The 24,709-nt window shown below is 64.9% G+C and carries 25 protein-coding genes; 14 read left to right on the forward strand and 11 right to left on the reverse strand.

Going from position 1 to position 24,709, the window contains the following annotated elements; all coding sequences use genetic code 11:
- Nucleotides 1-2: 2 nt before the first annotated feature.
- Both NX862_RS09785 and NX862_RS09790 read right to left on the reverse strand, forming a co-directional pair.
- Nucleotides 3-749, reverse strand: a complete 747-nt coding sequence (locus NX862_RS09785; protein WP_264493724.1) for a class II aldolase and adducin N-terminal domain-containing protein — start codon at nucleotides 747-749, stop codon at nucleotides 3-5.
- Nucleotide 750: 1 nt separating this feature from the next.
- Nucleotides 751-1,632: an alpha/beta hydrolase gene (locus tag NX862_RS09790; RefSeq protein ID WP_264493725.1), complete on the reverse strand. Its 882-nt coding sequence runs from the start codon at nucleotides 1,630-1,632 to the stop codon at nucleotides 751-753.
- 99 nt (nucleotides 1,633-1,731) lie between these two features.
- Here NX862_RS09790 and NX862_RS09795 point away from each other — a divergent pair, with 99 nt between their 5' ends.
- Nucleotides 1,732-2,157, forward strand: a complete 426-nt coding sequence (locus NX862_RS09795; protein WP_264493726.1) for a hypothetical protein — start codon at nucleotides 1,732-1,734, stop codon at nucleotides 2,155-2,157.
- Nucleotides 2,158-2,259: 102 nt separating this feature from the next.
- Here NX862_RS09795 and NX862_RS09800 read toward each other — a convergent pair whose 3' ends face one another.
- Both NX862_RS09800 and NX862_RS09805 read right to left on the reverse strand, forming a co-directional pair.
- Nucleotides 2,260-2,466: a cold-shock protein gene (locus NX862_RS09800; RefSeq protein WP_168773977.1), complete on the reverse strand. Its 207-nt coding sequence runs from the start codon at nucleotides 2,464-2,466 to the stop codon at nucleotides 2,260-2,262.
- Nucleotides 2,467-2,622: 156 nt separating this feature from the next.
- The gene (locus NX862_RS09805) at nucleotides 2,623-2,856 is read right to left on the reverse strand and encodes an HP1242/YdcH family protein (protein WP_264493727.1); all 234 of its coding nucleotides are present in this window, start codon (nucleotides 2,854-2,856) and stop codon (nucleotides 2,623-2,625) included.
- 95 nt (nucleotides 2,857-2,951) lie between these two features.
- Here NX862_RS09805 and NX862_RS09810 point away from each other — a divergent pair, with 95 nt between their 5' ends.
- Nucleotides 2,952-4,748: an ABC transporter ATP-binding protein gene (locus tag NX862_RS09810; protein WP_264493728.1), complete on the forward strand. Its 1,797-nt coding sequence runs from the start codon at nucleotides 2,952-2,954 to the stop codon at nucleotides 4,746-4,748.
- Nucleotides 4,749-4,792: 44 nt separating this feature from the next.
- Here the strand turns inward: NX862_RS09810 and NX862_RS09815 are convergent, their stop codons facing one another.
- A complete protein-coding gene (locus NX862_RS09815) occupies nucleotides 4,793-6,103 on the reverse strand; it encodes a class II D-tagatose-bisphosphate aldolase, non-catalytic subunit (RefSeq protein ID WP_264493729.1) in 1,311 nt (436 codons plus the stop codon).
- A 75-nt stretch (nucleotides 6,104-6,178) separates the two neighbouring features.
- Between NX862_RS09815 and NX862_RS09820 the strand changes: the two genes are divergently transcribed.
- Both NX862_RS09820 and NX862_RS09825 read left to right on the forward strand, forming a co-directional pair.
- Complete coding sequence (locus tag NX862_RS09820; protein ID WP_264493730.1) at nucleotides 6,179-6,943, forward strand: DeoR/GlpR family DNA-binding transcription regulator; 765 nt, start codon at nucleotides 6,179-6,181, stop codon at nucleotides 6,941-6,943.
- A gap of 13 nt (nucleotides 6,944-6,956) precedes the next feature.
- On the forward strand, nucleotides 6,957-7,898 hold the full coding sequence (locus tag NX862_RS09825; RefSeq protein WP_264493731.1) for an SIS domain-containing protein: 942 nt from the start codon (nucleotides 6,957-6,959) through the stop codon (nucleotides 7,896-7,898).
- 33 nt (nucleotides 7,899-7,931) lie between these two features.
- Here the strand turns inward: NX862_RS09825 and NX862_RS09830 are convergent, their stop codons facing one another.
- From NX862_RS09830 to NX862_RS09850, 5 genes are all read right to left on the reverse strand, one after another.
- Entirely contained in the window at nucleotides 7,932-8,732 is an 801-nt protein-coding gene (locus tag NX862_RS09830) for an SDR family NAD(P)-dependent oxidoreductase (protein WP_264493732.1), read from the reverse strand.
- A complete protein-coding gene (locus NX862_RS09835; RefSeq protein WP_264493733.1) occupies nucleotides 8,732-9,454 on the reverse strand; it encodes an SDR family oxidoreductase in 723 nt (240 codons plus the stop codon). The genes NX862_RS09830 and NX862_RS09835 overlap by 1 nt, the downstream gene beginning before the upstream one ends.
- On the reverse strand, nucleotides 9,451-10,407 hold the full coding sequence (locus tag NX862_RS09840; protein ID WP_264493734.1) for a tagatose kinase: 957 nt from the start codon (nucleotides 10,405-10,407) through the stop codon (nucleotides 9,451-9,453). The genes NX862_RS09835 and NX862_RS09840 overlap by 4 nt, the downstream gene beginning before the upstream one ends.
- Before the next feature lie 100 nt (nucleotides 10,408-10,507).
- Entirely contained in the window at nucleotides 10,508-11,617 is a 1,110-nt protein-coding gene (locus NX862_RS09845) for an ROK family transcriptional regulator (RefSeq protein ID WP_264493735.1), read from the reverse strand.
- A 63-nt stretch (nucleotides 11,618-11,680) separates the two neighbouring features.
- Nucleotides 11,681-12,565, reverse strand: a complete 885-nt coding sequence (locus NX862_RS09850; RefSeq protein ID WP_264493736.1) for a sugar phosphate isomerase/epimerase family protein — start codon at nucleotides 12,563-12,565, stop codon at nucleotides 11,681-11,683.
- Nucleotides 12,566-12,732: 167 nt separating this feature from the next.
- On the opposite strand from NX862_RS09850, the gene NX862_RS09855 reads away from it, so the two are divergent.
- From NX862_RS09855 to NX862_RS09895, 9 genes are all read left to right on the forward strand, one after another.
- Nucleotides 12,733-13,677: a helix-turn-helix domain-containing protein gene (locus NX862_RS09855; protein WP_264493737.1), complete on the forward strand. Its 945-nt coding sequence runs from the start codon at nucleotides 12,733-12,735 to the stop codon at nucleotides 13,675-13,677.
- A gap of 199 nt (nucleotides 13,678-13,876) precedes the next feature.
- Nucleotides 13,877-15,304, forward strand: coding sequence for an extracellular solute-binding protein (locus tag NX862_RS09860; RefSeq protein ID WP_264493738.1), 1,428 nt, complete (start codon nucleotides 13,877-13,879; stop codon nucleotides 15,302-15,304).
- Between the two features lie 49 nt (nucleotides 15,305-15,353).
- Complete coding sequence (locus tag NX862_RS09865; protein ID WP_264493739.1) at nucleotides 15,354-16,235, forward strand: carbohydrate ABC transporter permease; 882 nt, start codon at nucleotides 15,354-15,356, stop codon at nucleotides 16,233-16,235.
- On the forward strand, nucleotides 16,235-17,065 hold the full coding sequence (locus NX862_RS09870) for a carbohydrate ABC transporter permease (protein ID WP_264493740.1): 831 nt from the start codon (nucleotides 16,235-16,237) through the stop codon (nucleotides 17,063-17,065). The genes NX862_RS09865 and NX862_RS09870 overlap by 1 nt, the downstream gene beginning before the upstream one ends.
- 2 nt (nucleotides 17,066-17,067) lie before the next feature.
- Nucleotides 17,068-17,247, forward strand: coding sequence for a DUF2160 family membrane protein (locus tag NX862_RS09875; RefSeq protein WP_264493741.1), 180 nt, complete (start codon nucleotides 17,068-17,070; stop codon nucleotides 17,245-17,247).
- Between the two features lie 23 nt (nucleotides 17,248-17,270).
- Entirely contained in the window at nucleotides 17,271-18,308 is a 1,038-nt protein-coding gene (locus tag NX862_RS09880) for an NAD(P)-dependent alcohol dehydrogenase (RefSeq protein ID WP_264493742.1), read from the forward strand.
- 9 nt (nucleotides 18,309-18,317) lie between these two features.
- Complete coding sequence (locus NX862_RS09885; protein WP_264493743.1) at nucleotides 18,318-19,373, forward strand: ABC transporter ATP-binding protein; 1,056 nt, start codon at nucleotides 18,318-18,320, stop codon at nucleotides 19,371-19,373.
- Between the two features lie 90 nt (nucleotides 19,374-19,463).
- The gene (locus NX862_RS09890; RefSeq protein WP_264493744.1) at nucleotides 19,464-20,186 is read left to right on the forward strand and encodes an SDR family oxidoreductase; all 723 of its coding nucleotides are present in this window, start codon (nucleotides 19,464-19,466) and stop codon (nucleotides 20,184-20,186) included.
- A gap of 28 nt (nucleotides 20,187-20,214) precedes the next feature.
- Nucleotides 20,215-20,862 (forward strand): HAD-IA family hydrolase, encoded by a 648-nt coding sequence (locus NX862_RS09895; protein WP_264493745.1) that lies wholly within the window; start codon nucleotides 20,215-20,217, stop codon nucleotides 20,860-20,862.
- 95 nt (nucleotides 20,863-20,957) lie between these two features.
- Here NX862_RS09895 and betC read toward each other — a convergent pair whose 3' ends face one another.
- The gene (betC, locus tag NX862_RS09900; RefSeq protein WP_264493746.1) at nucleotides 20,958-22,466 is read right to left on the reverse strand and encodes a choline-sulfatase; all 1,509 of its coding nucleotides are present in this window, start codon (nucleotides 22,464-22,466) and stop codon (nucleotides 20,958-20,960) included.
- A gap of 165 nt (nucleotides 22,467-22,631) precedes the next feature.
- Here betC and NX862_RS09905 point away from each other — a divergent pair, with 165 nt between their 5' ends.
- Nucleotides 22,632-24,635, forward strand: coding sequence for a CocE/NonD family hydrolase (locus NX862_RS09905; RefSeq protein WP_264493747.1), 2,004 nt, complete (start codon nucleotides 22,632-22,634; stop codon nucleotides 24,633-24,635).
- Nucleotides 24,636-24,709: the final 74 nt, after the last annotated feature.

Below are 24,709 nucleotides of genomic sequence, written 5' to 3' on the forward strand. Positions count from 1 at the left end.
CCTCACCCCGCATACCCCGCCCCCTCTTCATCCAACAGCGCCTTGATCTCGCGGAAGTGGAAGTTTGCGAAATCCGGGTAGGATTCCCATTCGCGGGCGGTTTTCTCGGCGACTTCGTCGCTTAGCACCCGCAAGGGCCGACCGGTTTGCAGGGCCTTGATATAGGTCTCGGCGGCGCGTTCGAAATAATACAACCGGTTGAAGGTCTCGGCCACGGTCCGCCCGATGATCAGCACCCCGTGGTTGCCCATCACCATGGCGATCACCTTGGGATCGGCCAGCATCGCCGCACAGCGGGCGCCCTCTTCGTCAAAGGCCATGCCGCCGTAATGCGCGTCCACCACCTGGCGGCCAAAGAACATCGCGGAGTTCTGGTCGATCGGCGGCAGGACCGAATCCGCCAACGAGGCCAAAACCGTCGCATGGATCGAATGGACATGCATCACGCAGCGCGCATGGGGCAGCGCCCGGTGGATCGACCCATGCAGGCCCCAGGCGGTCGGATCGGGGGCGTCGGGACGCTCCATCGTGCGGGGATCATTGGCGTCGATTTCCACCAGCGACGAGGCCGTTATCCGCCCGAAATGCCGCCCGTTCGGGTTTATCAGGAACCGCGAGCCGCTGTCGTTCACCGCCAGACTGAAATGGTTCGCCACCGCCTCATGCAGGTTCATCCGCACGGTCCAGCGGAAGGCCGCGGCCAGGTCGACCCTATCGGCCCAATGGGTGATATTCGCCCGTTCGTTCATGTTACCCTCCATAAGGCCAATCGCCCTTGGCCAAGGCGGAGACCGCCGCCACGATTCGTCCGAAACTGTCGCGCGCCCGCCCGACCGAATGGCGCGCGCGCAGATAGCCATGCACCAGGCCCGCTTCGGTAAAGCTGACCGCGCGCCCCCCCGCAGCCCGAGCCCGCGCGGCATAGGCCTCAGCATCATCGCAAAGCGGGTCACATTCTGCGCCAAAAGCGACCGTGGGCGGTAGGCCGGTGAAATCCCCCAGCAGCGGAGAAACCGTCGGGTCCGGCGCCGGCACCTCGCCGCCATGACGGATGCCGGCATAGAACAGCACATCCGCCCGGGTCAGCATCGGCGCATGGGCATGGGTCAGGTAGCTGCCGCGATCCACGTCTCCGCCAAGGCCGGGATAGATCAGCACCTGGCCGCGCACCGGAACTTGGGCTGCCACCGCAGCGCAAAGGTTGCCACCGGCGCTGTCGCCCACCAGAACCACATCCCCTAGCGCCCGCACGACGGCAAGGCAGTCCTCCAGGGCGGCGGGGTGGCGGTGTTCGGGCGACAGGCGGTAGTCGACCAGCACGACCCGCAGGCCTGTGGCGGCCGCGATCTCGGCGCAGACATCGTCATGGCTGTTCAGGCCGCCGACCACAAAGCCTCCGCCATGCAGATAGACCACGGCCGGAGCATCCCCGGCGAAATCGCGCACCGGAACGCCCGCGATCTGGTGATCGACCGGGCGCGTCGCATAGGGCCGGTGAAACACCCGGCACATGGCGTCATAGACCCGCCTTTGCCCGGCGCTATCCAGGTCCACCGCATCCGCCGGATAGGCCGCATCGGTGGCGCGGATGAAGGCCCAGGTCTCTTCGTCGATCAGCTTTGAATAATCCATGCCACCACTCTGCCCCGACCTGCCGCCATGAGGCCAGCCCCGCGCCCCATTTCCGCCCGCATTCTTGGTGATTTTGATTGAAATGTTAAGGAGCACGTCATGCAACTGATCCACGCCTTTCCTCATCCCGGTCTTCTGGTCGGATCGGGCGTTCGGGTGCTTTTGCTGTCCGGTCAGCCCGAGCCCATCGCCCGCCGGCTGGAGGCCCTGGGCGCCCGGGTCGAAACCCGCGACGAGCTTTACACCGCGCTGTCCGACATCCTGGAAGACCCGCAGGGCCTGGGGCTTTTCGTGGTCGATTGCGACACGATCGGGATGGAGGGCGCACAGACGGTGCGCCGGGCGCTGCATGTCATCTCCGAGACGCGGCGGGCGATCCCGATGATCCTGATTTCCCGCGACTTCCCGCGGCAAAGCTTTCCCGAGGACCGCTTCGACCCGGTGCAACTGCGTGCGCCCCTGTCGGCAGTGTCGCTGAAGGTGGGCTATGAACATGCCCTGCGCGACCGCGTCGACTTGCAGTGAGGCCACCAGGGAATCGGGGTCGCAGAACTGGGGCGCAAGAGCCGCGGCAATGAAAAAAGGCGCGAGGGCCCCTCGCGCCTTTTCCCGAATGGGTGTCGCGGCTTATGCCAGCGAGATATTGATCGCCGATTCGCGGCCGTCGCGGCCCGATTCGATATCGAAGACGACCGGTTGGCCGTCCTTCAGCGAGGTCAGGCCAGCGCGTTGCAGAGCGGTGATGTGGACGAACACGTCCTTCTTGCCGCCTTCGGGGGCGATGAAGCCGTAGCCTTTGGTTTCATTGAACCATTTCACGGTGCCCTTGGCCATCGTGATCACTCCTGTCAAAACCCGCCCGCGGAATGCGGCGGCTCGGCTCAGTCAGCTTTTCGAAAGTCGGGCCGATTGGGCGGACAGGTCGAAGACAACGTAGCAGGCTTTGTATGCAAGAATGCGGGGGCCAAATCAAGGCCCCCGCTGGGGGTGTCAAGCCAAAGCCTTGGCGATCTGATCTTTTAGTGACAGTCGCTGCTTTCGCAGGCGGGTTTCCTCTTCTTCGGAAATCGTGTCGACCCGGGTTTCGGCCCGGTGCAGGGCGCGGTTCACCTCGTGATAGCTGTCGGCCAGCTTGCGGAAATGGTCATCCGAAGCGCGCAGGGCGTGGATCGCCTCGGCCTTGGCGGGGAATTCCTCGTGCAGTTCATGGGGGGTGTTGGACATCTTGGTCTCCTTTCCCTGCAAGCCTGCGGCAGAGAGCCGCCGTCTGCCTTGACCTGCGTCAAGCGTGGTTTGCGCAGGCCACGCTTTCGCGTTAGGTGCTGGGCAAAGATCTGGAACCCGACGTGTCCCTGCGCAGCAAGATTGTCTCCCGTTATTTCAGCGGCCCCCTGGGGCGCGTGATCCTTCTGTCCGTTCCGGCCCAGAAATGGACCTATATCGGCGCGGGCCTGTCGATGATGGGGGTGGCCGCGGCCACCGCCGCCTCGGCTTGGATCATGCAAAGCTTTTTCGACGCCGTGGCCAAGCCCGAGGACCGCGGTCAGATCTGGATGGTGGCCGGCGCCATTACGGTGATCTTCCTGGCGCGGGGACTCTTTACCTTCCTGCAGGCGGTGCTTCTGGCCAAGGCGGGCAACCGGGTGGTGGCCGATATCCAGACCCGGATCTTCGCCAAGCTGATGCGGCAGGACTATGCTTTTTTCTCGGCCACCGAAAGTTCCGACATCCTGATGCGCCTGACCCAGGGCGCGACGGCGGCGCGGGCGATGATCGACCAGCTGGCCGTGGGTCTGGTGCGCGACCTTTTGACCTTTGTGGGCCTTGTGTCGGTCATGCTGTGGCAGCATGCGATCTTGTCTCTGATGTTTCTGGTGATCGGCCCCCTGGCGGCCATCGGCCTGCGTCTGGTGCTGCAGGCCGTGCGGCGGATCGCGGGGCGAGAGCTTGCCTCGATCGCCGATGTCTACCGCGTGCTGCAGGAATCCGCCGCCGGCATCCGCATCATCAAGGCCTTTGCCCTGGAGGATCTGATGAACGCCCGCATGGTCAAGGCCGTGCGAGAGACCGAAGCCCGCGCCAATGCCATGACCCGGGTCGGGGCGATCACCGTGCCGATGCTGGATATCCTGGCGGGCATGGCGATTGCGGCGATCCTTCTGGTGTCGACGACCTCGCTTTTGGGGGGCACGGTGACATCGCCCGGGCAGCTGATGTCCTTTGTGGCGGCGCTGCTCATGGCCTATGACCCGGCGCGGCGTCTGTCGCAAACCCGGGTGCAGATCGAGGGCAACATGGCCGGCGTGGCCATGATCTTTGACCTGATGGACCGGCCCGAACCTCTGACCGAGGCGCCCGACGCCAAGCCCCTGCCGCCTGCGCCTTTGGAGATCACCTTTGACGCCATGGGCTTTGCCTATGGGGACAAGGTCGCGATCCATCCCCTGACGCTGACTTGTGCGGCGGGCAAGACGACGGCGTTCGTCGGGCCTTCGGGGTCGGGGAAATCGACGCTGTTGAACCTGATCCTGCGCTTGCAGGACCCGACGACCGGGGTGCTGCGGATCGGCGGCCTGGACCTGCGTCAGGCGCAACTGGACAGCCTGCGCGGGGCGATTTCCTATGTCGGCCAAGAAACCTTCCTGTTTTCGACCAGCCTGATGGAGAACATCCGTCTGGGTCGCCGCGATGCCACGGATGCCGAGGTGATAGCGGCCGCCAAGGTCGCCCAGGCGCATGAGTTCATCGACTTGCTGCCCGCCGGCTATCAGACCCCGGTGGGCGAGAATGGCGCCTTCCTGTCGGGCGGGCAAAAGCAGCGCATCGCGATTGCGCGGGCGGTGCTGAAGAACGCGCCGATCCTGGTTTTGGACGAAGCGACAAGCGCCTTGGACAATATCTCGGAACGTGGGGTGCGCGATGGGCTTGCGGCCCTGTCCGAGGGGCGAACGACCATCGTGGTCGCTCACCGCCTGTCGACGATCCAACACGCCGACCGGATCTGCTTTCTTGAAGGCGGGCGGGTGGTCGAGGACGGGACCTTTGACGACCTGCTGGCCAAGGGTGGCAAGTTCCGCGCCCTGCATGACGGCGCGGCGCAAGACCAAAGCGCGTAGGACCCACTGGCGCAGGACTCCGGCGCGGCGGGATGAATCCCGCCCTACACCATGGGGCCCGGGCGGGATCTTGGCCATACGGAAGGGGTTTTGCGTAGGGCGGGGTTCACCCCGCCGCCCCCTTTGCCGCCCCCCCTTGCCGCCCCGTCATAGATCGCCAGAACCCGCCCCACCGCCGCATCCAGCAGCCCCTCGGCCTTGGCGGCCGACAGCCCCTCGGACCAGACCGCGCCAAGGTGCTGGCTGACCAGGGTTTCCGGAATGTCGCGATCCCCCAGCCGGTCCAGCACCGCCCGCGCCGCCTGTTGCGCAGGGGCCTGGCCCCAGTAATACCGGATGCGGTCGGAATAAGAGTAATGCCGCATCAGCCGCTGTTCCGCGGGCGTGCCGGGATAGTATTTCGCCCAATGCTTCGGGTCCTGGATCATCAGCGCCTCCATCGCGGGTTGGATGGCGGGCGGTTTCCCGTCCAGCTCTGCCGCGATCAGGTCCAGCCCATACAGCGCCTCACGCAGGGCAAAGGTCAGCCAGGGGCCGACCTTGAGGATGGCGAACCCGCCCGTCACAAGGGCGCGCAAGGCCGCCTCGGACTGGTAGTCGGTCGAATGAGCCTCGTAGATCATGCCAGGCAGGGTGTTCAGCCGCGCCGACAAAGCCTCGGCCTTGGCGGGCGCAAAGGGGACGACGTTCTGGTTGCCGAACTCGACTCCCGGCTGGACGACCAGGCCCAGCACGCGGTCGAACCCCAGCCCCGCCTTGGCAAAGGCCTCCCGGTGGATATCGACTGTCCGGGCCGCGGCATCCGGAGAGGTCACTTCCAGGCTGTCCACATGATGCAAGGCGCCGCCGGGGATCGGGACCTCGGTGCCGATGACATAGGCGGGGGCGCCATGTTTTTCGGCCACGGCGGCCAGACGGGCGGCCCTTTGGGCGGTGATCTCGTCGGGCAGGGCCTCGGGTTCGCCCGCGCAGCCCATACTGCAATCCAGGTGGATCTTGGTGAAGCCCGCCGTGACGTAATCGGCCACCATCACCGCCGCGCGATCCAGCGCCTGATCCGCCGGCAGGTGCTTCCACGGGTTCGGTCCCAGGTGGTCGCCGCCCAGGATCAGATCGGCGGGGTCAAAGCCCTCGACCGCGGCGATGTCCAGCACAAAGCGGCGGAAGTCCGCAGGCGTCATGCCGGTATAACCGCCGTCCTGGTTGACCTGGTTGCAGGTCGCCTCGATCAGCACGGGGCGACCCCTGCCTTGCCGCAGCGCCATGGCGATCACGCGGGGATGGGCCGAACAGACCGAGGTGATCCCCAGCGCGCCACGGTTCTGGGGAAGGGACATCAGAAAGGGATGAGTCATGGGAACCTCCTGTAACGATCAGTAACGATCAGAAATACGATTGACAAGGATCATCTTGCCCCTATCCTTGACGCCATGAAACCCACCCGCGCCGCCCTGATCCGCCGCTACCTGCATGAAAACGGCCCCTCCTCGCTTGCGGCTCTGTCCGAGGCGACGGGCGCGTCGCTGCCGACGCTGCGCCGCGACCTGACCGAGATGGCGCAACAGGGCATCGTGACCCGCGACCATGGCGGGGCGGCGCTGGCGGAAACCCACCTGCGCGAGGCGGCGTTCGAAGCGCGCGAGAACCAGGCCCTGGCCGAGAAACGTGCCATTGCCGCCGCCGCCCATGCCCTGCTGACCCCCGGCGCCACGGTCTTTCTGGACGCGGGGACGACGGTCCTGCAACTGGCCCGCCGCATCCGCGCCGAACCTCTGGCCCTGTCGGTTTTCACCAACTGCCTGCCCATCGCACAGACCTTGGCCGAGGCGCCGGGCGTCAAGGTCACTCTGCTGGGGGGCGCCTATCGGCCCGAAAATGCCTCGATCACCGGACCGCTGGCCGAAGCCATGCTGGAGAGCCTTTGGGTCCAGCACCTGTTCCTCGGCTGTGGCGCGATTTCGGATGACCTGACCCTGTCGTCGGCCGATGAATCCGAGGCGCGGTTGAACGCTCGCATGATCGCCCGGGCCGCGCAGGCGACGCTTTTGGCCGACCCGTCCAAGTTCGGGCCGCGCCTGACCTATGGGTTTGCCGGGGCGGGCGCCCTGACACGCATCATCTCGACCGACCTGCCCCCCGAGACTGCCGCCGCGATCCGCGCCGCCGGTCCCCAATTGATCCTGACCCTATCCTGACCCGGAGCCTGCCATGAACGTCACCGAAAAAGTCATCCGCGAACAGTTCCCCTTTTGGGCGGGGGCTGCAAGCCAACCCCTGCCCGAGATCACGCAAAGAACCGTGGTCGTGGTGGGCTGCGGCACGTCCTATTACCTGGCGCAGACCATCGCGGCGGGGTTCAACGAACAGGGCCGCCGTGCCATCGCCGTGCCCGGCGCGGAATGGGCGCGGCGGATGGGAAGCTATCTTGCCGACCGCGCCGATACGCTGGTGATCGGCCTGTCGCGGTCGGGCACCACGACGGAAACGGTGCAGGCGATCCAGGCCTCTCGGGCTGCGGGCCTGCCGACGCTGGCCGTGTCTTGCGAGGCGGGGTCGACGATCCTGCAGGCCGCCGACCGGGCGATCTATCTGCCGACCCATGCGGACGAAGGCATCGTCATGTCGGTTTCGGCCAGCCTGATGTTGATTGCCGGGCTGCGGCTGGCGGGCATCACCCCGGCGCGGGCGGCGGAAGCTGCGACCGCCCTAGCCGCGGTCGAGCGCGCCGATGACCTGCTGCGCGGGCGGACGCATTTTGTCTATCTCGGCGCCGGGGCGATGTATGGCGCGGCACAAGAAGGCGGGCTGAAGCTGATGGAGATGTCGATCAGCTTTTCCCAGGCCTTTCACCCGCTGGAATACCGCCACGGGCCGATCTCGCTGATCGACGAAGGGTCTTTGGTCGTGATGCTGTATTCCGCCGAAACGGCAGAGGAAGAGGCCAAGGTCATCGCCGACGTCCGCGCCAAGGGGGCACGGGTGATCGGCTTTGGCGGGCCGGGCGATCTGTCGGTGGCCTTGGCCTCCAAAGGCCCGGCGCGGGCGGTCGAGGTTCTGCCCGCGCTGCAGCTGTTGGGCGAGAAGGTGGCGCTGCTGAAAGGCTTGGACACGTCGCAGCCCCGCCACCTGACCAAGGTCGTGACGCTGTAACGGCCAGATCGGCGGCCCCCGTCAAGCCGGGGTTCACCAGACCGTCAGCCCGCCATCCACCGCCAGCACCGCCCCGGTGATCAGGCTGGCCGCCGGAGAGGCCAGGAACAGCACCGCCGCCGCCACCTCGTCCGGCCGCCCCATCCGCCCCATCGGCGTATCGGCCAGCCAGACCGGGATGCGCGCCTGGTTCTCGGCCACGGCCAGAACCATGGGCGTCTCGATATAGGTCGGCGCCACGGCATTGACCCGCAACCCATGCGGCGCCCATTCCGCCGCAAGGTTGCGCGTCAGGTGATGGACCGCCGCCTTCGAGGTGTTGTAGGCCGTCTGCGCCTGGGGCCGGTTGACGATGGTCCCGGACATGCTGCCGATGTTGACGATGACCCCGCGCTTGGCGGCGATCATCGCCCGGCCAAAAGCGCGGGCGCACCAGAAGACGCCGTTGACATTGACCTCCATCATCAGGCGCCATTCCGCGTCGGAAAGGTCCTGGGCCGAGGTCCCGTTGCGCCCCACACCGGCGTTGTTGATCAGGATGCTGGGCACCCAGTTTTCAGAAGGGGCGCCGGTTTCAGAAGTAACCCCGGCAAGTTCCGCCGCGCAGGCCTCCATCCGCGCGGGGTCGGTCACATCGCCCTGAATGGCGCGGGCCTGCATCCCCTTGGCGCGCAACGACTCTGCCGCGGCCTCGGCGTCCTCGAGCCGGGGCTCCAGGATCACCAGCCGCGCGCCGGCCTCACCCAGGGCTTCGGCACAGGCAAGGCCGATGCCGCGGCCTCCACCGGTGACGAGGGCGGTTTCTCCCTCCAACCGAAAGCGTTCCAGATACATCAGATGTCAAAGGCTGCGGGCAGGATGATGATGTCGCGGATCGTGACGGTCCGCGGGCGCGACAGGATAAAGACGGCGGCCGCGCCGATCTCTTCGGCGCCCAACAGCGCGCCATCGGCCTTGGCCTTGGCCAGACGTTCCGGCAGCCAGTCCTTCAACAGCGCGGTTTCCACCGGCCCCGGCGACAGCTCGCCCACCCGGATGCCATGCTTCAACACCTGCCGCCGCACGGCGTTCACAAAGGCCGTGACGGCGTGTTTCGAGGCGGTGTAGATCGGCTCCCAGACCACCGGTGTATGACCCGCAACCGAGGATGTCGCAAGGATATCGCCGGTCCCGCGCTCGATCATGTGGGGCAAGATGCGGTGGATACAGCGGAAGACCGCGTTGATGTTCAGATACAGCATCCGGTCCCAGGCATCGGCATCGCCGGTCCAGACCTCACCGGCGATATAGGCGCCGGCATTGGCGTGAAAGACGTCAAGATGGGGAACCTGCGCCAGGATCTTGGGCAAGATCTGGTCGATCGAGGCCGGGTCCAGCAGGTCGGCGACCAGCGGCAGGGCTTTCGGCCCCAGGTCAGCGCAGACTTGTGCCAGTGCCGCTTCGTCGCGGTCGATCAGGACGACGGTCGCGCCTTCGGCCAGATAGGCCTTGACGCAGGCAAGCCCGATGCCCGAGGCGGCTCCGGTGATGGCGATGTTCTTGGCGGTCAGGGTCATGTGGGGTCCTTTTCAGCGATAAAGCGGGTGAGGTCGGCCAGGGTGCCCGCGCCCTCCATCGGGCCAAGGCAGGTGACATTGCGGGCGCCCGCGGCGGCGGCCAGTTGCAGCGGGTTGGCCAGGCCCAGGCGGCGGGCGGTCAGATAGGCCGCGCCAAAGCAGTCGCCCGCGCCGGTCGGGTCGACCTCGGTGACGGCAAAGGCGGGTTGGTCGATGCGCGTGTCGGCGGTGAACAGCGTGGCCCCCTGATCGCCGCGTTTCAGCACGATTTCCGGGACCACGGCCAGCAGGGCCGCGACCGCCTCGGCCTCTGATGCCTCTGGCAGGCCCGCGGCCAGTTGCAGTTCGGACCCCGAGGGGAGCAGAAGATCGGCCTGCGCCACGACCTGCGCAAGGCGGGCGGCGGTGTCAGGCGTCATCAGTTCCTTGCGCAGGTTGGGGTCCAGCGACAGGCTGCCGCCGCGGGCCTTGACCACGGGAATGGCCTCTTGCAGCAGCGCCCACAGATGCGGGATGGCAAAGGCCGACCCCATGACATGCAGATGCCCCGCGCGTGCCACCAGCGCCCGGGCCGCGTCCGTCATGGCGATCTGACCGGCGGCGGAATGGGCGATGTTGAAGACGAAATCCCGGCCTTTGTCGGGGCGATAGCGGACAAAGGCCGTCCCGGTGGGCAAGGTCGGATGGATGCTGACGGCCGAGACATCGGCGCCATCCGCGCGCAGGCGGTCGGTGTTCAGCCGGCCAAAGTCGTCATCACCGACGCAGGCGACGATCCCCGCCTGACCGCCCAACCGCGCACATTGCGATATGAAGATGGCAGGCGCCCCGCTGGCAAAGGGGCCGCGCAGGTCAAGGGCCTGGCCAAAGCCGTGGCCGGGGGTGGTTGCCATGATCTCGACGAGGATTTCGCCGAAGGTGATGGTGGGGCCGAGGGTGTCGGAAGAGAGCATGGGGCCGGGTCCAAAAAGCGCCTTGCGGCGGGTGGGGTCCGGCAACCCTATGATTCGCCGTCACGGTAGCCGGATTTGTCATGACGTGCAACATATCCCGTCACGATGGGGTGGCTTCCCCGGTCAGGGCGCGCTGATGCATCATCGCAGCCGCACCAAAGGCCGCGCCATAGGGGCTGTCCGGGGCCAGGTCGATGGGCGGCAGGGCAAAGCTGTGCGACTGCGCCGCCACCCGATGCGCCTGAACCCGCGCCGCCACCAAGGGATAAAGCGCCGCCACCGACCCGCCCAGGATCACGCGGTCGGCGTCAATGATCCGACAGGTCTGGGTCAGCGCAAAAGCCAGGGTCTGCGCCCAATCCTCGGCGATCAGCACCGCGCGGGGCTCTCGGTCGGCCACGGCGGTCAGAAAGGCGGGCAGGCCGCCGCCATAGTCGGCCATCAACCGGCCCAGGCCCAGACGGCTTTCGACGCCGGGACCATTCGGCCCCAGTTGCATATGGCCGATCTCGCCGGCCAGGCCACCGCCGCCGCGAAACAGCCGCCCGTCGATCAGGATGCCGCCGCCCACCCCGGTCTCCATGTTGACCAGCAAAGTGACCCCCGGCGCGGCCATCCGGCGGCCCCATGTCACCCCCAGCGCAAAGGCGTTGGCGTCGTTTTCCACCTGCAGCGGCAGGGCATCCGGCAGCCGCCCCACCTGCCGCGCCAGCGCCGCAAGGTCCAGGTCACGCCAGCCCAGAAGCGGCGCCAGCCGCAGCCCTCCGGTCCGGTCCATCTGCGCCGGAACCGCGATGCCGATCCCCGCAAGCCGCGGCGGCCGCCCCGCCAAGTCCAGCGCCCGGGCCAGGCCGGTTTCGGGCGAGGCGCCGTCGAAATCCAGGGTCTCGGCCCGCAGAACCCGGGCGGAAAAGTCCAGTTCGACCACCGAAATATGCTCGACCCCGATTTCCAGACCCAGAAACCGCATCGCCTCGGGGATCAGGTCCAACAGGATGCCGGGCCGCCCCGGACCGGGTGTCGGCGCGGGCTCTGAGGTTTCGCGCACCAATCCGCGGTCCAGGAGCCCCGCGATGATATGCCCCGCAGAAGACCGGTTCAGCCCCAAAACCCGCGCCAAATCGGCGCGCGACAGCCGCCCGGCCTCATAAATCGCACGAAGCGCGGCCTTTTCGCTGGGCAGATCGGGCAGGCGGGGGGCGTTGTGCATCACGGCAGAATTGGCCCGCGGGGGGCTTTGGTCAAGGCGGCTTCGGTCCAGGCCGGGCATTGGTCAGGGCCGGGCATTGGTGACGCGACGGCGCGCGGCCTCGGCCTGCTTCAGGTCGATGAAGGATTTCGCATGGGCGGCCAGCGGCACAGAATCGGTCCAGGTGTCGCGCCAGATCGCGCAGGCCAGCGACAGGCCCTCATCCACCACCGCGCCCGAAAAGCTTTCAAAGGTGATGTCGCGGGCATAGCCGATGTCCAAAAGGGCGTCGAATTGCAGGTCGAAATTGATCACCCCATCGCCCAGATAGCCCCGGTTCGACTCGCCGATATGGAAATAGCCCAGGCGGTCGCCGGCCAGGCGGATGGCGGCGGCGGGATTGGCCTCTTCGATGTTCATGTGGAACGTGTCCAGATGCAGCCGCACATCATCGCGCCCGACCATCTGCAGGTATTCCAGCCCCTGCGCCGTGGTGTTCAGAAGGTTGGTCTCGAAGCGGTTCACCACCTCCAGCACGATTTCCACGCCCGCGGCCTTGGCCTTTTCCGCCGTCCGCGCGATGACTTCGGCGGAATTCCTGCGCCCCTCAGCCGAGGGCAGAGCGTTGTATTTCGTATGGGCCGAGTAAAGAATTCCCCCCAGCCGGACGCCGCCAATGTCGCGCACCGCCGCCACCGCATTGGCCAAAAGCGCCTCTCCGGCGGCCACCTTGTCGCGGTCGGTCGAAGAAACATCCGCCGAAACCGGCAGGCCCATCGTCACCGTTATCCCCAGGTCCAAGGCCTGCGCACGCCGCGCCAGGGCATCCAGGTCAAACTTCTCGGGCCGCAGATAGGCCAGTTCGATGGCCTGAAACCCCGCCGCGGCAGAGCGGTCCATCGCCATCTCCAGCCCCTCTTGCGTTGTGCCACCGGTCCAGACGAAAGAGTGAATCCCAAGCCGTGCCATCAAGGCCCCCTATATGTTGCACGTCCAAACAAAATCCCGAATCCACCGTCTGTCAAGGGGGCAGCGCGGATCGGCGCCCCGCAGCAATGCAGCCGCAGCGAGAATAACCGGTTGACACGACTCGCCGTCAGGGTGATTTGTTGTATAAAGCAACATAAGGGGCGAGGATGAAAACGCAGCTGCGCCTTGTGCCGCATTACGAAGTGATCGTCTGCCCGCCAGAGGAAAGCTTTCGCTGGTATAGCCACGATTACCCCTGGCATCTGGCCAAGTTCAACTACCACCCGGAATATGAACTGCACCTGAACCGGATATCTTCGGGGACGATGATGGTGGGCGACTATCTGGGCGATTTCGGCCCCGGAAATCTGGTGCTGACCGGGCCCAACGTGCCGCACAACTGGGTGTCCAACATTGCCCCCGGAGAGGTGATCACCACCCGCGACATGCTGATCCAGTTCACCCCGGACTGGGCGGAAAAGCTGGCGGGCCTTTGCCCTGAACTGGGCCGCTTGCGCGCCTTGTTCGACGATGCCGCCTGGGGGGTCGAGTTCACTGGCTCCACCGCGCGGGACGGCGCGCGGATGCTGGAAGAGCTGCAAACCGCCACCGGCCCCGACCGGTTTTTCCTGTTCCTGCGCCTGCTGGAGACGCTGTCGCGCGACCCTGCCGACCGGCGCCGCCTGTCGCGCCAGGCGCCCTTGGAGGCCGCGGCCCTGCCCGGGCAGGTCGACCGCGCCATGCGGTTCCTGAACGAAAACCTGTCCGAAGAGATCGACCTTTCCACCGCCGCCGCCAAGGCTGGGCTGACGCCTCAGACCTTTTCGCGCGCCTTCAAACGCCAGACCGGACACACCTTCGCCAGTTACCTGGTGATGACCCGCGTCTATGCCGCCTGCACGGCGCTGACCCAAAGCCATGCGCCGATCACCGAGATCTGCTTTGATGTGGGCTTCAACTCGATTGCCAACTTCAACCGGCAGTTTTTGAAGATCACCGGCCGCACGCCTTCGGATTACCGGCGCGCGGCGCATAGAATCGCCGCCGAGGGACGCGAGCCCACAGAACAGTTTTCGCCCCCGCAGAAACGATTTTCAGGCCGAAAAGGTTAGGTCTGGCGCGGTCTGCACGTAGCGCAACCCCGCCAAGCCCCCTAACGTAAAGTTACGCCACACCTGCCCGGGCTCCGGCAAGCCTATGGGAAGTCAGGCGAATTATGTCCGAAACCGCGAGAGGAGGCGCGATTTCCGGGCCCTGAAACCTGCGCCCTGCGCGTGGGAAAGACGAAAACAATCCAGCAAGGAGGAATGGATGTTTATGAAGTCCAAGATCACGGCCATCGCGGCCGTTTTGATGACCACCGCTTTCCCGGCTTTCGCCGACTTCTGGTCGGATGCGGGCGCGAAATACAAGGGCGTCGTGCTGCACGGCGTCACCGAAAGCTCTCCGCCTTCGGTCTATATCAAGGACGTGTTGGCGCCGCAGTTCGAGGCCGCCACCGGCATCAAGGTCGAGATCGAGACGACCTCGTGGGACCAGATGTATGACAAGGCGATCAAGGACATGGAGGCCGGCACCGGCCTGTATGACATGGTCTATATCGAACAGGACATCATCTACGCCTATCTGTCGCGCAACTTCCTGGTCGACATGACCCAGACGCTGACCGACAAGCCCGAGCTGAAGGCGCCGACCTATGACGACGCCAATTTCACGACCTTTGCGAACTACTTCAAGAACGCGGACGGTCATCTGTTCGGCGTGCCGATGGAAGCTTTCATCAAGCTTTACCTTTATCGCAAGGACCTGTTCGAGAACCCGGACATCATGGCCGCCTACAAGGCCAAGACCGGCAAGGACCTGATGCCTGCCACGACCCATGAAGACTATACCGCCATTGCCGAATTCTTCACCGAATACGGCAAGGAAAAGGGGATGGAGCTGTGGGGCACCACCGCGCAGGCCCATACCGGCCATGCGGCGTCCTGGTATGAATACTACGAGTCGATTGCGCCGACCTTTGGCGTCTATAACTGGGGCATCGACCCGGCCAACAACTATGCGGCCTCGGTCGCGAATGGCGGCCGGATGAACTCGGATGAAGCCAAGGCCGCCATGAAATACTGGCTGCACCTGCGCGACATCGCTCCGCCGGAATCGGCGCAGTCGACCTGGACCGAAACCGCGACGACCTTTGCGGCGGGCCGTGCGGCGCAGGGCCTGATCTACGGCGAAAACGCCGCCTGGATCGCGTCCGATGCCACCAAGTCGAAAGTCGTGGGCCAGGTTGGTTTCGCGCTTCCCCCGCTCGCTGATGGCGTGATGGCGGCGGCAGAGGCCGGCACGGGCTATATCGGCTATTACGACGGCGGCGCCTTTGGTCTGCCGGTGACGTCCAAGAACCAGGAAGCGGCGCTGCTGTTCCTGCAATTCATCGGCCAGAACGAGGTTCAGCCGGATTGGGCGGTCGCCGCGCCGCGCATCACCAACACCGCCACCTATGACGACCCCAAGGTCGTGGCGATGGATGCGACGCTGGGCGGCTATTACACGATGCTGAAAGATCAGGGCAAACTGTTTGCGGGGGCTCCGGCCTATCCGTTCCACGCCCAGGTCCGCGAGGCCACCGCGCCGATCTTCTATCAGATCCTGACCGGCGAAATCGGTCCGGACGAGGGCCTGGACGCCATGGCGGCCAAGGCAGAAGAAGAGCTGACCAACCTCGGGTATCGTCAATAATATCAAGACCCCGGCCGGAAACGGCCGGGGCTCCCTGGGGGAGGGGACAATGCGATCCAACAAGACAGGCTGGCTGATGCTGGCGCCGACTTTGGCCATCCTGGGCACGTTCGGGATTCTGCCGTTTATCTATGTCGTCTACGTGGCCTTTCACCGCTGGAACCCGTTCGGGGCCAATCCGGACATGGTCTATAACGGCGCCAAGAACTTCCGCCGCCTTGTGTTTGACAACGAGTTCCTGACTGCGGTCCTTTACACGCTGGAATTCGCGGTCTTTGCCGTCGGCTCCGAGGTGATCTTGGGCTATTTCCTGGCCCAGCTGCTGATGCGGAACTTCCCGGGCAAGGCCTTCTTTCGCACCATCCACACCCTGCCCTTGATCGTGGCGCCCATCGTCGTGGGCTCGGTCTGGCGTTTGATGACCACGCCGTCGATCGGGATCATCCCCTTCTATCTGAACAACATCTTCGGCTATGACATGAACATGGGCCGCGATCCGGGCACGGCCTTTCTGATGACCGTCATCATGGACATCTGGCACTGGACGCCGCTTGTCACGCTGACCCTGCTGGCCGCGCTTTTGGCCCTGCCGCGTGACCCATTTGAACAGGCCGAAATCGACGGCGCCAACCGCCGCCAGATCTTCTGGCACATCACCTTGCCGATGATCAAACCGGCGATCCTGGCCACCGTCTTTATCCGCATGATGGACGCCTTGCGCACGGTGGACGAGGTCTGGATGCTGACCGGAGGCGGCCCGGGCGATGCCACCCGCTATGTCGGCCTGCACATCTGGAAGGTGGTCTTTCCCAAGACCGACTACGGCTATGGCTCGGCCATCTCGATCATTGTTTTGTATCTGACGCTGATGATGTGCTGGGTGCTTTACGTGGCGCTGGTCGCCCCCCGTCCCAAGAAAGAGGCCCTCTGATGCGCGGTCCCCTGTCCCAACTGGCGCTTTGGCTGGCCCTGTCCTTCCTGACGCTGTTCCCGATCTATTGGCTGTTCGTCATCTCGGTCACGCCCGCGGTGGATCTGTTTTCCACGCCCTCGATCCTGATCGAAAACCCGATCTGGACCAACTACGCCGAGATCTTCCACGACGAGACTTTGCGGCGCTATATGCTGAACTCTGTCATCATCTCGACCGGAAATGCGGTTCTGGTCACGGTCCTGGCGTTTTTTGCCTGCTATGCCCTGTCGCGGTTCGACATCGGCGGCAAAGAGAACATCTTTTTCTGGACCATCACCAACCGGATGGCGCCTGCTGCGGTGTTTCTGCTGCCCCTGTTCCTTTTGTTCACCAAGGTCTTCGCCATTGGGGACTGGAAGCTTTACGACACCCATCTGGGCATGATCCTGCTGTATTGCACCTTTAACCTGCCCTTCGCGATCTGGACCCTGCGGCCCACCATCGACGGCATCCCGAAAGAGCTGGACGAGGCCGCGACCGTCGACGGCGCCTCGACCTGGACCGTGATCCGCCATGTGGTTCTGCCGCTGGCTGCCCCGGGCTTGGCCGTGACGCTGATCCTGACCTGGGTCTTCGCCTGGAACGAGTTCCTTCTGGCCGCGACGCTGACCAGTTTCAACGCCCGCACCATCACCACGGGGCTGTCGGAATATGTGACCACCACCGGCACCGAATGGGGCAAGATGGCCTCCATCGCCATCATCACCCTGATCCCGGCGCTTGTCATCTTTTCGGTCGTGCAGCGGCATATCGTGGCCGGTCTCACCTTTGGCGCCGTGAAGGAATGAACATGAAGAAACGCGGTTTCCTGCCCATCGTCACCAACTGGTTCGACCGACTTTTCATCGGCATCTACCTTTGGGTTGCCATAGAGTTGTTCTGGCTGCGCTTCCTGGAGGCCTTCGTGCCCTTGACTTTCGCCCATCTGCTTTCGTTGGCTGTGGCTCTGTTGATCCTCACCCGCGGCTGATGCGGCCCCAAATGGAGATAGCGATGAAGTCGCTCGTTCTGGAAGAAAAACTGAAACTGTCCTTGCGGGATTTCCCGATTGACGAACCCCTGGGCCCGCGCGATGTGCGCATCGGCATCCATACGGTCGGGATCTGCGGGTCGGATGTGCATTACTACACCCATGGCGGGATCGGCCAGTTCATCGTCAAGGCGCCGATGATCCTGGGGCATGAGGCCTCGGGGACCGTGACCGAAGTCGGCGCCGATGTCACCAACCTGAAAGTCGGCGACCGTGTTTGCATGGAGCCGGGGATACCCGATCCTAACAGCCGGGCATCCAGGCTGGGCATGTATAACATCGACCCCGCCGTGCGGTTCTGGGCCACGCCGCCGGTGCATGGCTGTTTGCGGCCCTCGGTCGTTCATCCGGCGGATTACACCTTCAAACTACCCGACAATGTCTCCTTTGCCGAGGCCGCGATGGTCGAGCCCCTGGCCGTCGGCGTCCATGCCGCGACCAAGGCCAAGGTCAAGCCGGGGGACGTCGCCTTGGTGCAGGGTGCTGGCCCCATCGGCCTTGTCACCGCGCTGTCGGCCTTGGCTGCGGGCTGCGCCCATGTGTTCCTGACCGATGTGGATGACACGAAACTGGAGATCGGCGCCGCCCTGTCGCGTGCCATCACCACGATCAACATCACCCGCCAGGACGCCACCGCCGAAATCCTGAAGGCCACCGAGGGCTGGGGCGTCGAATGTGTCTTTGAATGTTCGGGCCATCCGCGCGCCGCCGGTCAGGTCTTTGACGCGCTGTGCCCCGGTGGCGTCGTGGTCTTTGTCGGCATCCCGGTCGAGCCGTTTCACTATGACCTTGGCAAGGCCATGGTCCGCGAAGCCCGCGTCGAACAGATCTTCCGCTATGCCCATGTCTTTCCGCGCTGCGTCGGCCTGATCGCAAGCGGCGCCATCGACGTCAAACCGCTTATCACCCGCACATTCGCCTTCCAGGACTCCGTCCACGCCTTTGAGGTCGCCGCCACCGCGCCCAAAGGTCAGGTGAAAATGCAAATCGAACTCCCGTAAGGAACCACAATGGCCGAAGTCAGTATCAGGCAAGTCGTCAAGGGCTATGGCGACGTCAAGGTCATCCATGGCGTTTCCGTGGACATCAAGGACGGCGAATTCGTCGTGTTGGTCGGGCCTTCGGGCTGCGGGAAATCCACCCTGCTGCGCATGATCGCGGGGCTGGAGACGATCACCGGCGGCGAAATGGCCATCGGCGGCCGCGTCGTCAACGACGTGCCGCCCAAGGACCGCGACATCGCGATGGTCTTCCAGTCCTATGCTTTGTATCCCCACAAGACCGTGGCCGAAAACATGGGATTCTCCTTGATGATCAAGGGCGCGCCAAAGTCGGAAATCGACGCCAAAGTCGGTCGCGCGGCGGAAATCCTTGACCTGACCAAGCTGTTGAATCGCTTTCCCAAACAGCTTTCGGGCGGGCAACGGCAGCGCGTCGCGATGGGTCGCGCGATTGTCCGCGACCCTCAGGTGTTTTTGTTCGACGAGCCGCTGTCGAACCTGGATGCCAAGCTGCGCGTCCAGATGCGGGTGGAGATCAAAGAGCTTCACCGCCGGCTCAAGACCACGATCATCTATGTGACCCATGACCAGATCGAGGCCATGACCATGGCTGACAAGATCGTCGTGATGAAGGATGGCCGCGTCGAACAGGTGGGCAAGCCGCTGGATCTTTATGACCGGCCGGGGAACCTGTTTGTCGCGGGCTTCATCGGGTCGCCGGCGATGAACTTCCTGAAGGGGGTGACGGCCACGCGTGATGGGGTTTCGGTCGTCATGACCGAAGACGGTATCGCCCTTCCTGCGCCCGATACGCCCGCAGGCCGTCAGGTCGTCTATGGCATCCGCCCCGAACATATTGGCGTGGGTCCGGGTGGCAATCGGGTCAAGGTCGGCATCCTGGAGCCGACGGGGTCGGAAACCCTGATCTTTGCGCATCTGGGCGCGCAAAGGATCGACGCCGTGATCCGCGACCGGATCGAGGCCGAGCCGGGGCAGGACCTGTCCTTTGTGCTGGACCCTGCGCGGGTGCATCTGTTTGACGCGGCCACGGGCCTGCGTCTTTAGGCGTCCTCCCAACGGAGGGGCGGTCACCCCTCCGGGACAGCGGGTCGCGCCTTGGCAGGAGGCGCGACCCGTATCAACATGGAGATAAAGATGGATTTCACGGGCAAACGGGTTCTGTTGACGGGGGCGGGCAAGGGGATCGGCCGGGTGCTGGCCGAGATGCTTTTGGCGCGGGGGGCTGTGGTCGTGGCCTTGACGCGGTCCGCCGCCGATGTGGCCGAACTGCGGGCAATGGGCGCCGAGGCGCATCAGGTCGACCTTGCGGATGCGGTGGCGACAAGGGCTGCGGCGCGGGCGGCTTGCCCCTGCGATTATCTGATTTCGAACGCGGGGACGACGGAGCTGCAAAGCTTTCTTGAGACGACGACCGAGGCCTTTGATCACCTGATGGCGGTCAACACCCGGGCGCCGATGATCGTGGCGCAGGAATATGCGCGGGACGTGATCGCGCGCGGGGCCAAGGGGGCGATTGTGAACGTCTCGTCTGTGGCAAGCTTCGTGGGCATCCCCGACCATGCCGCCTATTGCGCCAGCAAGGCCGGGGTGGATGGGCTGATGCGGGTCATGGCCAAGGAACTGGGGCCGCAGGGCATCCGGGTCAACAACGTCAACCCGACGGTGACGCTGACCCCCATGGCGGTCAAGGCTTGGTCCGATCCGGCCAAATCCGCGGGCATGTTGAACCGCATCCCCCTGGGCCGTTTCGCCGAAAGCGCAGAGGTGGGCGAGGTCGTGCTTTTCCTGCTGTCCGATGCGGCCTCGATGATGAACGGTGTTTCGCTTCCCGTGGATGGCGGCTACATGATCGCCTGAAAGATATTGGGATTTCGGGAAGGCGCGCATGGAATTCACCGGTAGATTGGGGCCGTTTCAGGCCTTTTTGTTCGACATGGACGGCACGATCCTGACCTCGATTGCCGCGGTGGACCGGGCCTGGCGGGCCTGGGCCGCGCGGGTGGGCACCGACCCCGAGACGGTCATGGCCTATATGCACGGGCGCCGCGCGCGCGACACGATCACCCATTTCATGCCCGGCGCCAGCGCCCAGGCCATCGACGCCGAGGCCCTGTGGCTGGACGACTACGAGGCCGGGGATATCGGCGGCATCGCCCCCATCGCGGGGATCGAAGCCGTGCTGGAGGCCGCGCGGGGGCGTTGGGCCCTGGTGACGTCGGCCACGCCGCGGGTTGCGGCCTCGCGGGTCAGGGCGGCCGGGCTGCCCTTGCCAGAGGTCTTCATCACCTCGGCCGATGTGACGCGGGGCAAGCCTGACCCGATGGGATATCTGCTGGCGGCCAGCCGGATGGGCGTCGATCCGGCGGCCTGCATGGTGTTCGAGGATGCCCATGCCGGGATCGCGGCGGGGCGGGCTTCGGGGGCTGTGGTGATGCAGATCCTGGGCACCGAGGCGCAGGTGGCCGACCATGCGATCCGCGATTACGCCGGGGTGTCGGTGACGGTTGACGGCGGGTTGTGGTTCGGCAAGTAACCCGGGGCATACCCCGGGCTACGCTGTTGATGCAGAGCGACTGACGGGCGCGGGTAGGGCGGGATTGATCCCGCCGCTCGGTTGGTTCCCGCCGCTCACTCCCCCCGCGGGAAGCGCTTGTTGTCCTCCAGCACGTTCAAATCCATGTGGTTGCGCATATAGCGTTCCGACGCGAGCTTCAGCGGCTGGTAATCCCAGGGGTAGTAATTGCCGTTGCGCAAAGCCTCATAGACGACCCAGCGGCGGGCTTGGGATTGGCGGACCTCGGCGTCATAGGCGTCAAGGTCCCAGCGGTCCTCGGCCATGACCTGGAAATGGGCCAGCACTTCGGCGGCGCGAGGGTCGGAGGCCAAGTTGACCTCTTCGTCGGGGTCGGAGGCCATGTCGAACAGCATGTCCGGATCGGCCTTGCAGCGGATGTATTTCCAGGCGCCCTGACGCAGGCAGACCATCGGCGTGATCGTGCCCTCGGCGGCATATTCCAGCGCAACCGGCGTCGTGCGCGGGGTGCCCTGCGCCAGAGGGACCAGGCTTTCGCCATCGGTCCAGGGCATGACCTCTTCCATGGAAATCCCCGCCAAGTCGCACAAAGTCGGCGTCAGGTCGATGGTGGAGACGGGCGTTTCCACCAGCCCCGGGGTCAGCCCCTCGGCCGAAATCATCAGGGGCACGCGCGCCGCGCCGTCAAAGAAATTCATCTTGAACCACAGGCCCTTGCGGCCCAGCATCTCGCCATGGTCACTGACAAAGACCACCACGGCCTCTTGGCGCGAGGCTTCCATCGCGGCAAAAATCTCACCGATCTTGGCATCGACATAAGAGATATTGGCGAAATAGCCCTGACGGGCGCGGCGGATATGGTCGGCCGTGACCTCCAACCCGCGCCAGTCGCAGGCATCCATCAGGCGCTGGGAATGGGGGTCCATATCCTCGTAGGCCAGCGACGAAGGCGGCTCCAGCTCCGGGATGCCTTCATACAGGTCCCAGAACTTTTTGCGCGCCACGAAAGGGTCATGGGGATGGGTAAAGCTGGCGGTCAGGCACCAGGGGCGGGGGTCAAGGCCGCGCGACAGGTCATAGATCTTCTGCACCGCCTGATGGCAGACGTCATCGTCATATTCCAGCTGGTTGGTGATTTCCGCCACGCCGGCGCCGGTGACGGAGCCGAGGTTGTGATACCACCAGTCGATCCGCTCACCGGGTTTTCGGTAGTCGGGCGTCCAGCCGAAGTCGGCGGGGTAGATGTCGGTGGTCAGGCGCTCTTCGAACCCATGCATCTGGTCGGGGCCGACGAAATGCATCTTGCCCGACAGAGCGGTCTGATAGCCCGCCCGGCGCAGGTGATGGGCATAGGTGGGAATGTCCGAGGCGAATTCGGCGGCATTGTCATAGACCCGCGTGCGGCGCGGCAAAGCCCCCGACATGAAGGCCGCGCGGGCAGGCGCGCACAAAGGCGAGGGCGTGTAGGCATTGGCAAAGCGCACGGAATTTTCGGCCAGCGCCCGCAGGTTGGGCACATGCAGGAAGTCGGCCGGACCATCGGGAAACAGCGTCCCGGTCAGCTGATCGACCATGACAATAAGGATATTCGGGCGCTTGGTCATCTTGGTCTCCTGTGGCCTGCGAAATGGCTAAGGCGCGTGGGGCAGGGCTGGCAAGGGGGGATTTGGCGGCGGAATGGGGCTTTGTCGGTTTTGGGTGGCAAAGCGGCGGAACTGGGCGGGGTTTGCCGCGCTTCCCGTTGCCCAATGGTCAAAACGGAGACCCCAATGACCAGTCGCACCGAATTCCCTTTCAAGGTCGTCGAAACCGAGGACATGGGGATCGTGATGAGCGACGGGGTGCGGCTGTCGGCCCGGGTCTGGATGCCCGAGGATGCGGCGGCGCACCCGGTTCCGGCGGTGCTGGAATATATCCCCTATCGCAAGCGGGATGGCACCTTGCCTCGGGACGAGATGATGCATCCCTATTTCGCGGGTCATGGCTATGCGGCGGTGCGCGTCGACATGCGCGGCAATGGCGACAGCGAAGGGTTGATGACGGATGAGTATACGATTCAAGAGCTGGCCGATGCCTGCGAGGTGATCGAATGGCTGGCCGCGCAGCCCTGGTGCAGCGGCGCGGTGGGGATGATGGGCAAGTCCTGGGGCGGGTTCAACTGCCTGCAGACGGCGTTTCTGCAGCCTCCGGCGTTGAAGGCGGTGGTGTCGGTCTGTTCGACCTCTGACCGGTTTGCCGATGATATCCATTACAAGGGCGGCTGTTTGCTGGGCGAGAATTTCGGCTGGGGGGCGGTGATGCTGTCCTATTCCAGTCGCCCGCCGGACCCGCTGTTGCGCCCGGACTGGCACGAGATGTGGATGGCCCGGCTGGAGGCAGAGCCCTGGCTTGCGCCACGCTGGGCGGAGTTCCAGGAGAAGTCGGACTATTGGAAGCACGGCTCTATCGGCGAGGATTGGGCGCAGAACGTGGTTCCGATCCAGGTCTGGGGCGGTTGGGCCGACAATTACATGAACACGGTCGCCAAGATCGTGGGGAATGTGCCGGGGGCCAAGGGGATCGTCGGGCCTTGGGTGCATCAGTATCCGCACACGGCGGTGCCGGGGCCTGCGGTTGGGTTTTTGGACGAGGCTTTGCGCTGGTGGGATCGCTGGTTGAAGGGGGTTCCGAATGGCGCCGATGCGGACCCGGTGTATCGGGTCTGGATGATGGACTCCGAGGCTCCGGATGCCTCTGCGAAGGCCCGGGCGGGGCGTTGGGTGGCGGGCGGGCTGACCGAGGGCGTGTCGCGGCAGGTTTGGCCGCTGGCCCCGGGGGGCTTCGCGCCCCCCGGACCCCCCGCGGGATATTTGGGAAAAGATGAAAGGCTGGGGGTGATCGCTTCGCCCATGCATCTGGGGATGGATGCGGGCGAGTTCTTTCCGATGGGGCTGAATGGCGAGATGCCGGGGGATCAGGCGGCGGATGATGCCTTGTCGCTGTGTTTTGATGGGGCGGTGCTGGATAGCCCGCTGGCCTTGATGGGGGCGGCGCGGGTGTCATTGCGACTGTCGTCGGACAAGGCTTTGGGCTTTGTCGTGGCGCGATTGTGTGATGTGGCGCCCGATGGGTCTTCGGCGCGGATCGCGCATGGGATGCTGAACCTGTGCCACCGAGACAGCGCCGAGGCGCCGCAGGTCCTGGTGCCGGGTCAGGTCTATGATCTGGCCTTTGATCTGGACCAGATGGCCTATCGCGTGGCAGCGGGCCATCACCTGCGGTTGGCGCTGTCCAATGCCTATTGGCCTTTTGTCTGGCCCTCACCCGAGGCTGGGCGCCTGACCGTGGTTTCGGGGTCCTTGGACCTGCCGGTGCATGAGGGCGGGGCGACCTGGGAGCCCCCGGCGGTGGCCCATGCCGCGCCATGGAAGCATCGGGTGATCCGCCCGGGCAAGACCACGCGCAAGGTCGAACGGGACATGATCACGGGCACGCGGGCCATGGTCGTCGTGGATGACCTCGGCGATGTGGAGAACCTGACCCATGGGCTTTGCACGGGCGAGACGATGACGGAACGCTGGGAGATCGGCGCGGGTCCGTTATCAGCTGTGGCGACCCATACCTGGGAGCAGCGGCTGTCCCGTGGCGATTGGCGGGTGCGGACCGAGGCCTGGGCCGAGATGACCGGCACCGCCACTCATCTGCGGATGAAAGCGCGGCTGGTGGCCTATGAGGGCGACACCGAGGTTTTCCGCCGCGAGTGGGATGACAGCGTCGCGCGGCGCTTTGTCTAGGGGGCCGCGTCGTTTGAAATAATGCTTTGTCTTGGCGCGGTTTCGCGCTTTGATACCACCAATGACAACCCGCA

Origin of the sequence: Stagnihabitans lacustris, assembly GCF_025950525.1 — a bacterium.
Classification (GTDB): domain Bacteria; phylum Pseudomonadota; class Alphaproteobacteria; order Rhodobacterales; family Rhodobacteraceae; genus Stagnihabitans.

What these genes read in the sequence shown, in the direction of transcription:
- NX862_RS09840 (WP_264493734.1), bottom strand. Translation starts at nt 10,407, where the DNA reads ATGCTCTCTTCCGACACCCTCGGCCCCACCATCACCTTCGGCGAAATC.
- NX862_RS09790 (WP_264493725.1), bottom strand. Translation starts at nt 1,632, where the DNA reads ATGGATTATTCAAAGCTGATCGACGAAGAGACCTGGGCCTTCATCCGC.
- NX862_RS09860 (WP_264493738.1), top strand. Translation starts at nt 13,877, where the DNA reads ATGTTTATGAAGTCCAAGATCACGGCCATCGCGGCCGTTTTGATGACC.
- NX862_RS09890 (WP_264493744.1), top strand. Translation starts at nt 19,464, where the DNA reads ATGGATTTCACGGGCAAACGGGTTCTGTTGACGGGGGCGGGCAAGGGG.
- NX862_RS09905 (WP_264493747.1), top strand. Translation starts at nt 22,632, where the DNA reads ATGACCAGTCGCACCGAATTCCCTTTCAAGGTCGTCGAAACCGAGGAC.
- betC (WP_264493746.1), bottom strand. Translation starts at nt 22,466, where the DNA reads ATGACCAAGCGCCCGAATATCCTTATTGTCATGGTCGATCAGCTGACC.
- NX862_RS09875 (WP_264493741.1), top strand. Translation starts at nt 17,068, where the DNA reads ATGAAGAAACGCGGTTTCCTGCCCATCGTCACCAACTGGTTCGACCGA.
- NX862_RS09815 (WP_264493729.1), bottom strand. Translation starts at nt 6,103, where the DNA reads ATGACTCATCCCTTTCTGATGTCCCTTCCCCAGAACCGTGGCGCGCTG.
- NX862_RS09795 (WP_264493726.1), top strand. Translation starts at nt 1,732, where the DNA reads ATGCAACTGATCCACGCCTTTCCTCATCCCGGTCTTCTGGTCGGATCG.
- NX862_RS09800 (WP_168773977.1), bottom strand. Translation starts at nt 2,466, where the DNA reads ATGGCCAAGGGCACCGTGAAATGGTTCAATGAAACCAAAGGCTACGGC.
- NX862_RS09850 (WP_264493736.1), bottom strand. Translation starts at nt 12,565, where the DNA reads ATGGCACGGCTTGGGATTCACTCTTTCGTCTGGACCGGTGGCACAACG.
- NX862_RS09825 (WP_264493731.1), top strand. Translation starts at nt 6,957, where the DNA reads ATGAACGTCACCGAAAAAGTCATCCGCGAACAGTTCCCCTTTTGGGCG.
- NX862_RS09870 (WP_264493740.1), top strand. Translation starts at nt 16,235, where the DNA reads ATGCGCGGTCCCCTGTCCCAACTGGCGCTTTGGCTGGCCCTGTCCTTC.
- NX862_RS09805 (WP_264493727.1), bottom strand. Translation starts at nt 2,856, where the DNA reads ATGTCCAACACCCCCCATGAACTGCACGAGGAATTCCCCGCCAAGGCC.
- NX862_RS09835 (WP_264493733.1), bottom strand. Translation starts at nt 9,454, where the DNA reads ATGACCCTGACCGCCAAGAACATCGCCATCACCGGAGCCGCCTCGGGC.
- NX862_RS09845 (WP_264493735.1), bottom strand. Translation starts at nt 11,617, where the DNA reads ATGCACAACGCCCCCCGCCTGCCCGATCTGCCCAGCGAAAAGGCCGCG.
- NX862_RS09895 (WP_264493745.1), top strand. Translation starts at nt 20,215, where the DNA reads ATGGAATTCACCGGTAGATTGGGGCCGTTTCAGGCCTTTTTGTTCGAC.
- NX862_RS09880 (WP_264493742.1), top strand. Translation starts at nt 17,271, where the DNA reads ATGAAGTCGCTCGTTCTGGAAGAAAAACTGAAACTGTCCTTGCGGGAT.
- NX862_RS09865 (WP_264493739.1), top strand. Translation starts at nt 15,354, where the DNA reads ATGCGATCCAACAAGACAGGCTGGCTGATGCTGGCGCCGACTTTGGCC.
- NX862_RS09820 (WP_264493730.1), top strand. Translation starts at nt 6,179, where the DNA reads ATGAAACCCACCCGCGCCGCCCTGATCCGCCGCTACCTGCATGAAAAC.
- NX862_RS09885 (WP_264493743.1), top strand. Translation starts at nt 18,318, where the DNA reads ATGGCCGAAGTCAGTATCAGGCAAGTCGTCAAGGGCTATGGCGACGTC.
- NX862_RS09830 (WP_264493732.1), bottom strand. Translation starts at nt 8,732, where the DNA reads ATGTATCTGGAACGCTTTCGGTTGGAGGGAGAAACCGCCCTCGTCACC.
- NX862_RS09855 (WP_264493737.1), top strand. Translation starts at nt 12,733, where the DNA reads ATGAAAACGCAGCTGCGCCTTGTGCCGCATTACGAAGTGATCGTCTGC.
- NX862_RS09785 (WP_264493724.1), bottom strand. Translation starts at nt 749, where the DNA reads ATGAACGAACGGGCGAATATCACCCATTGGGCCGATAGGGTCGACCTG.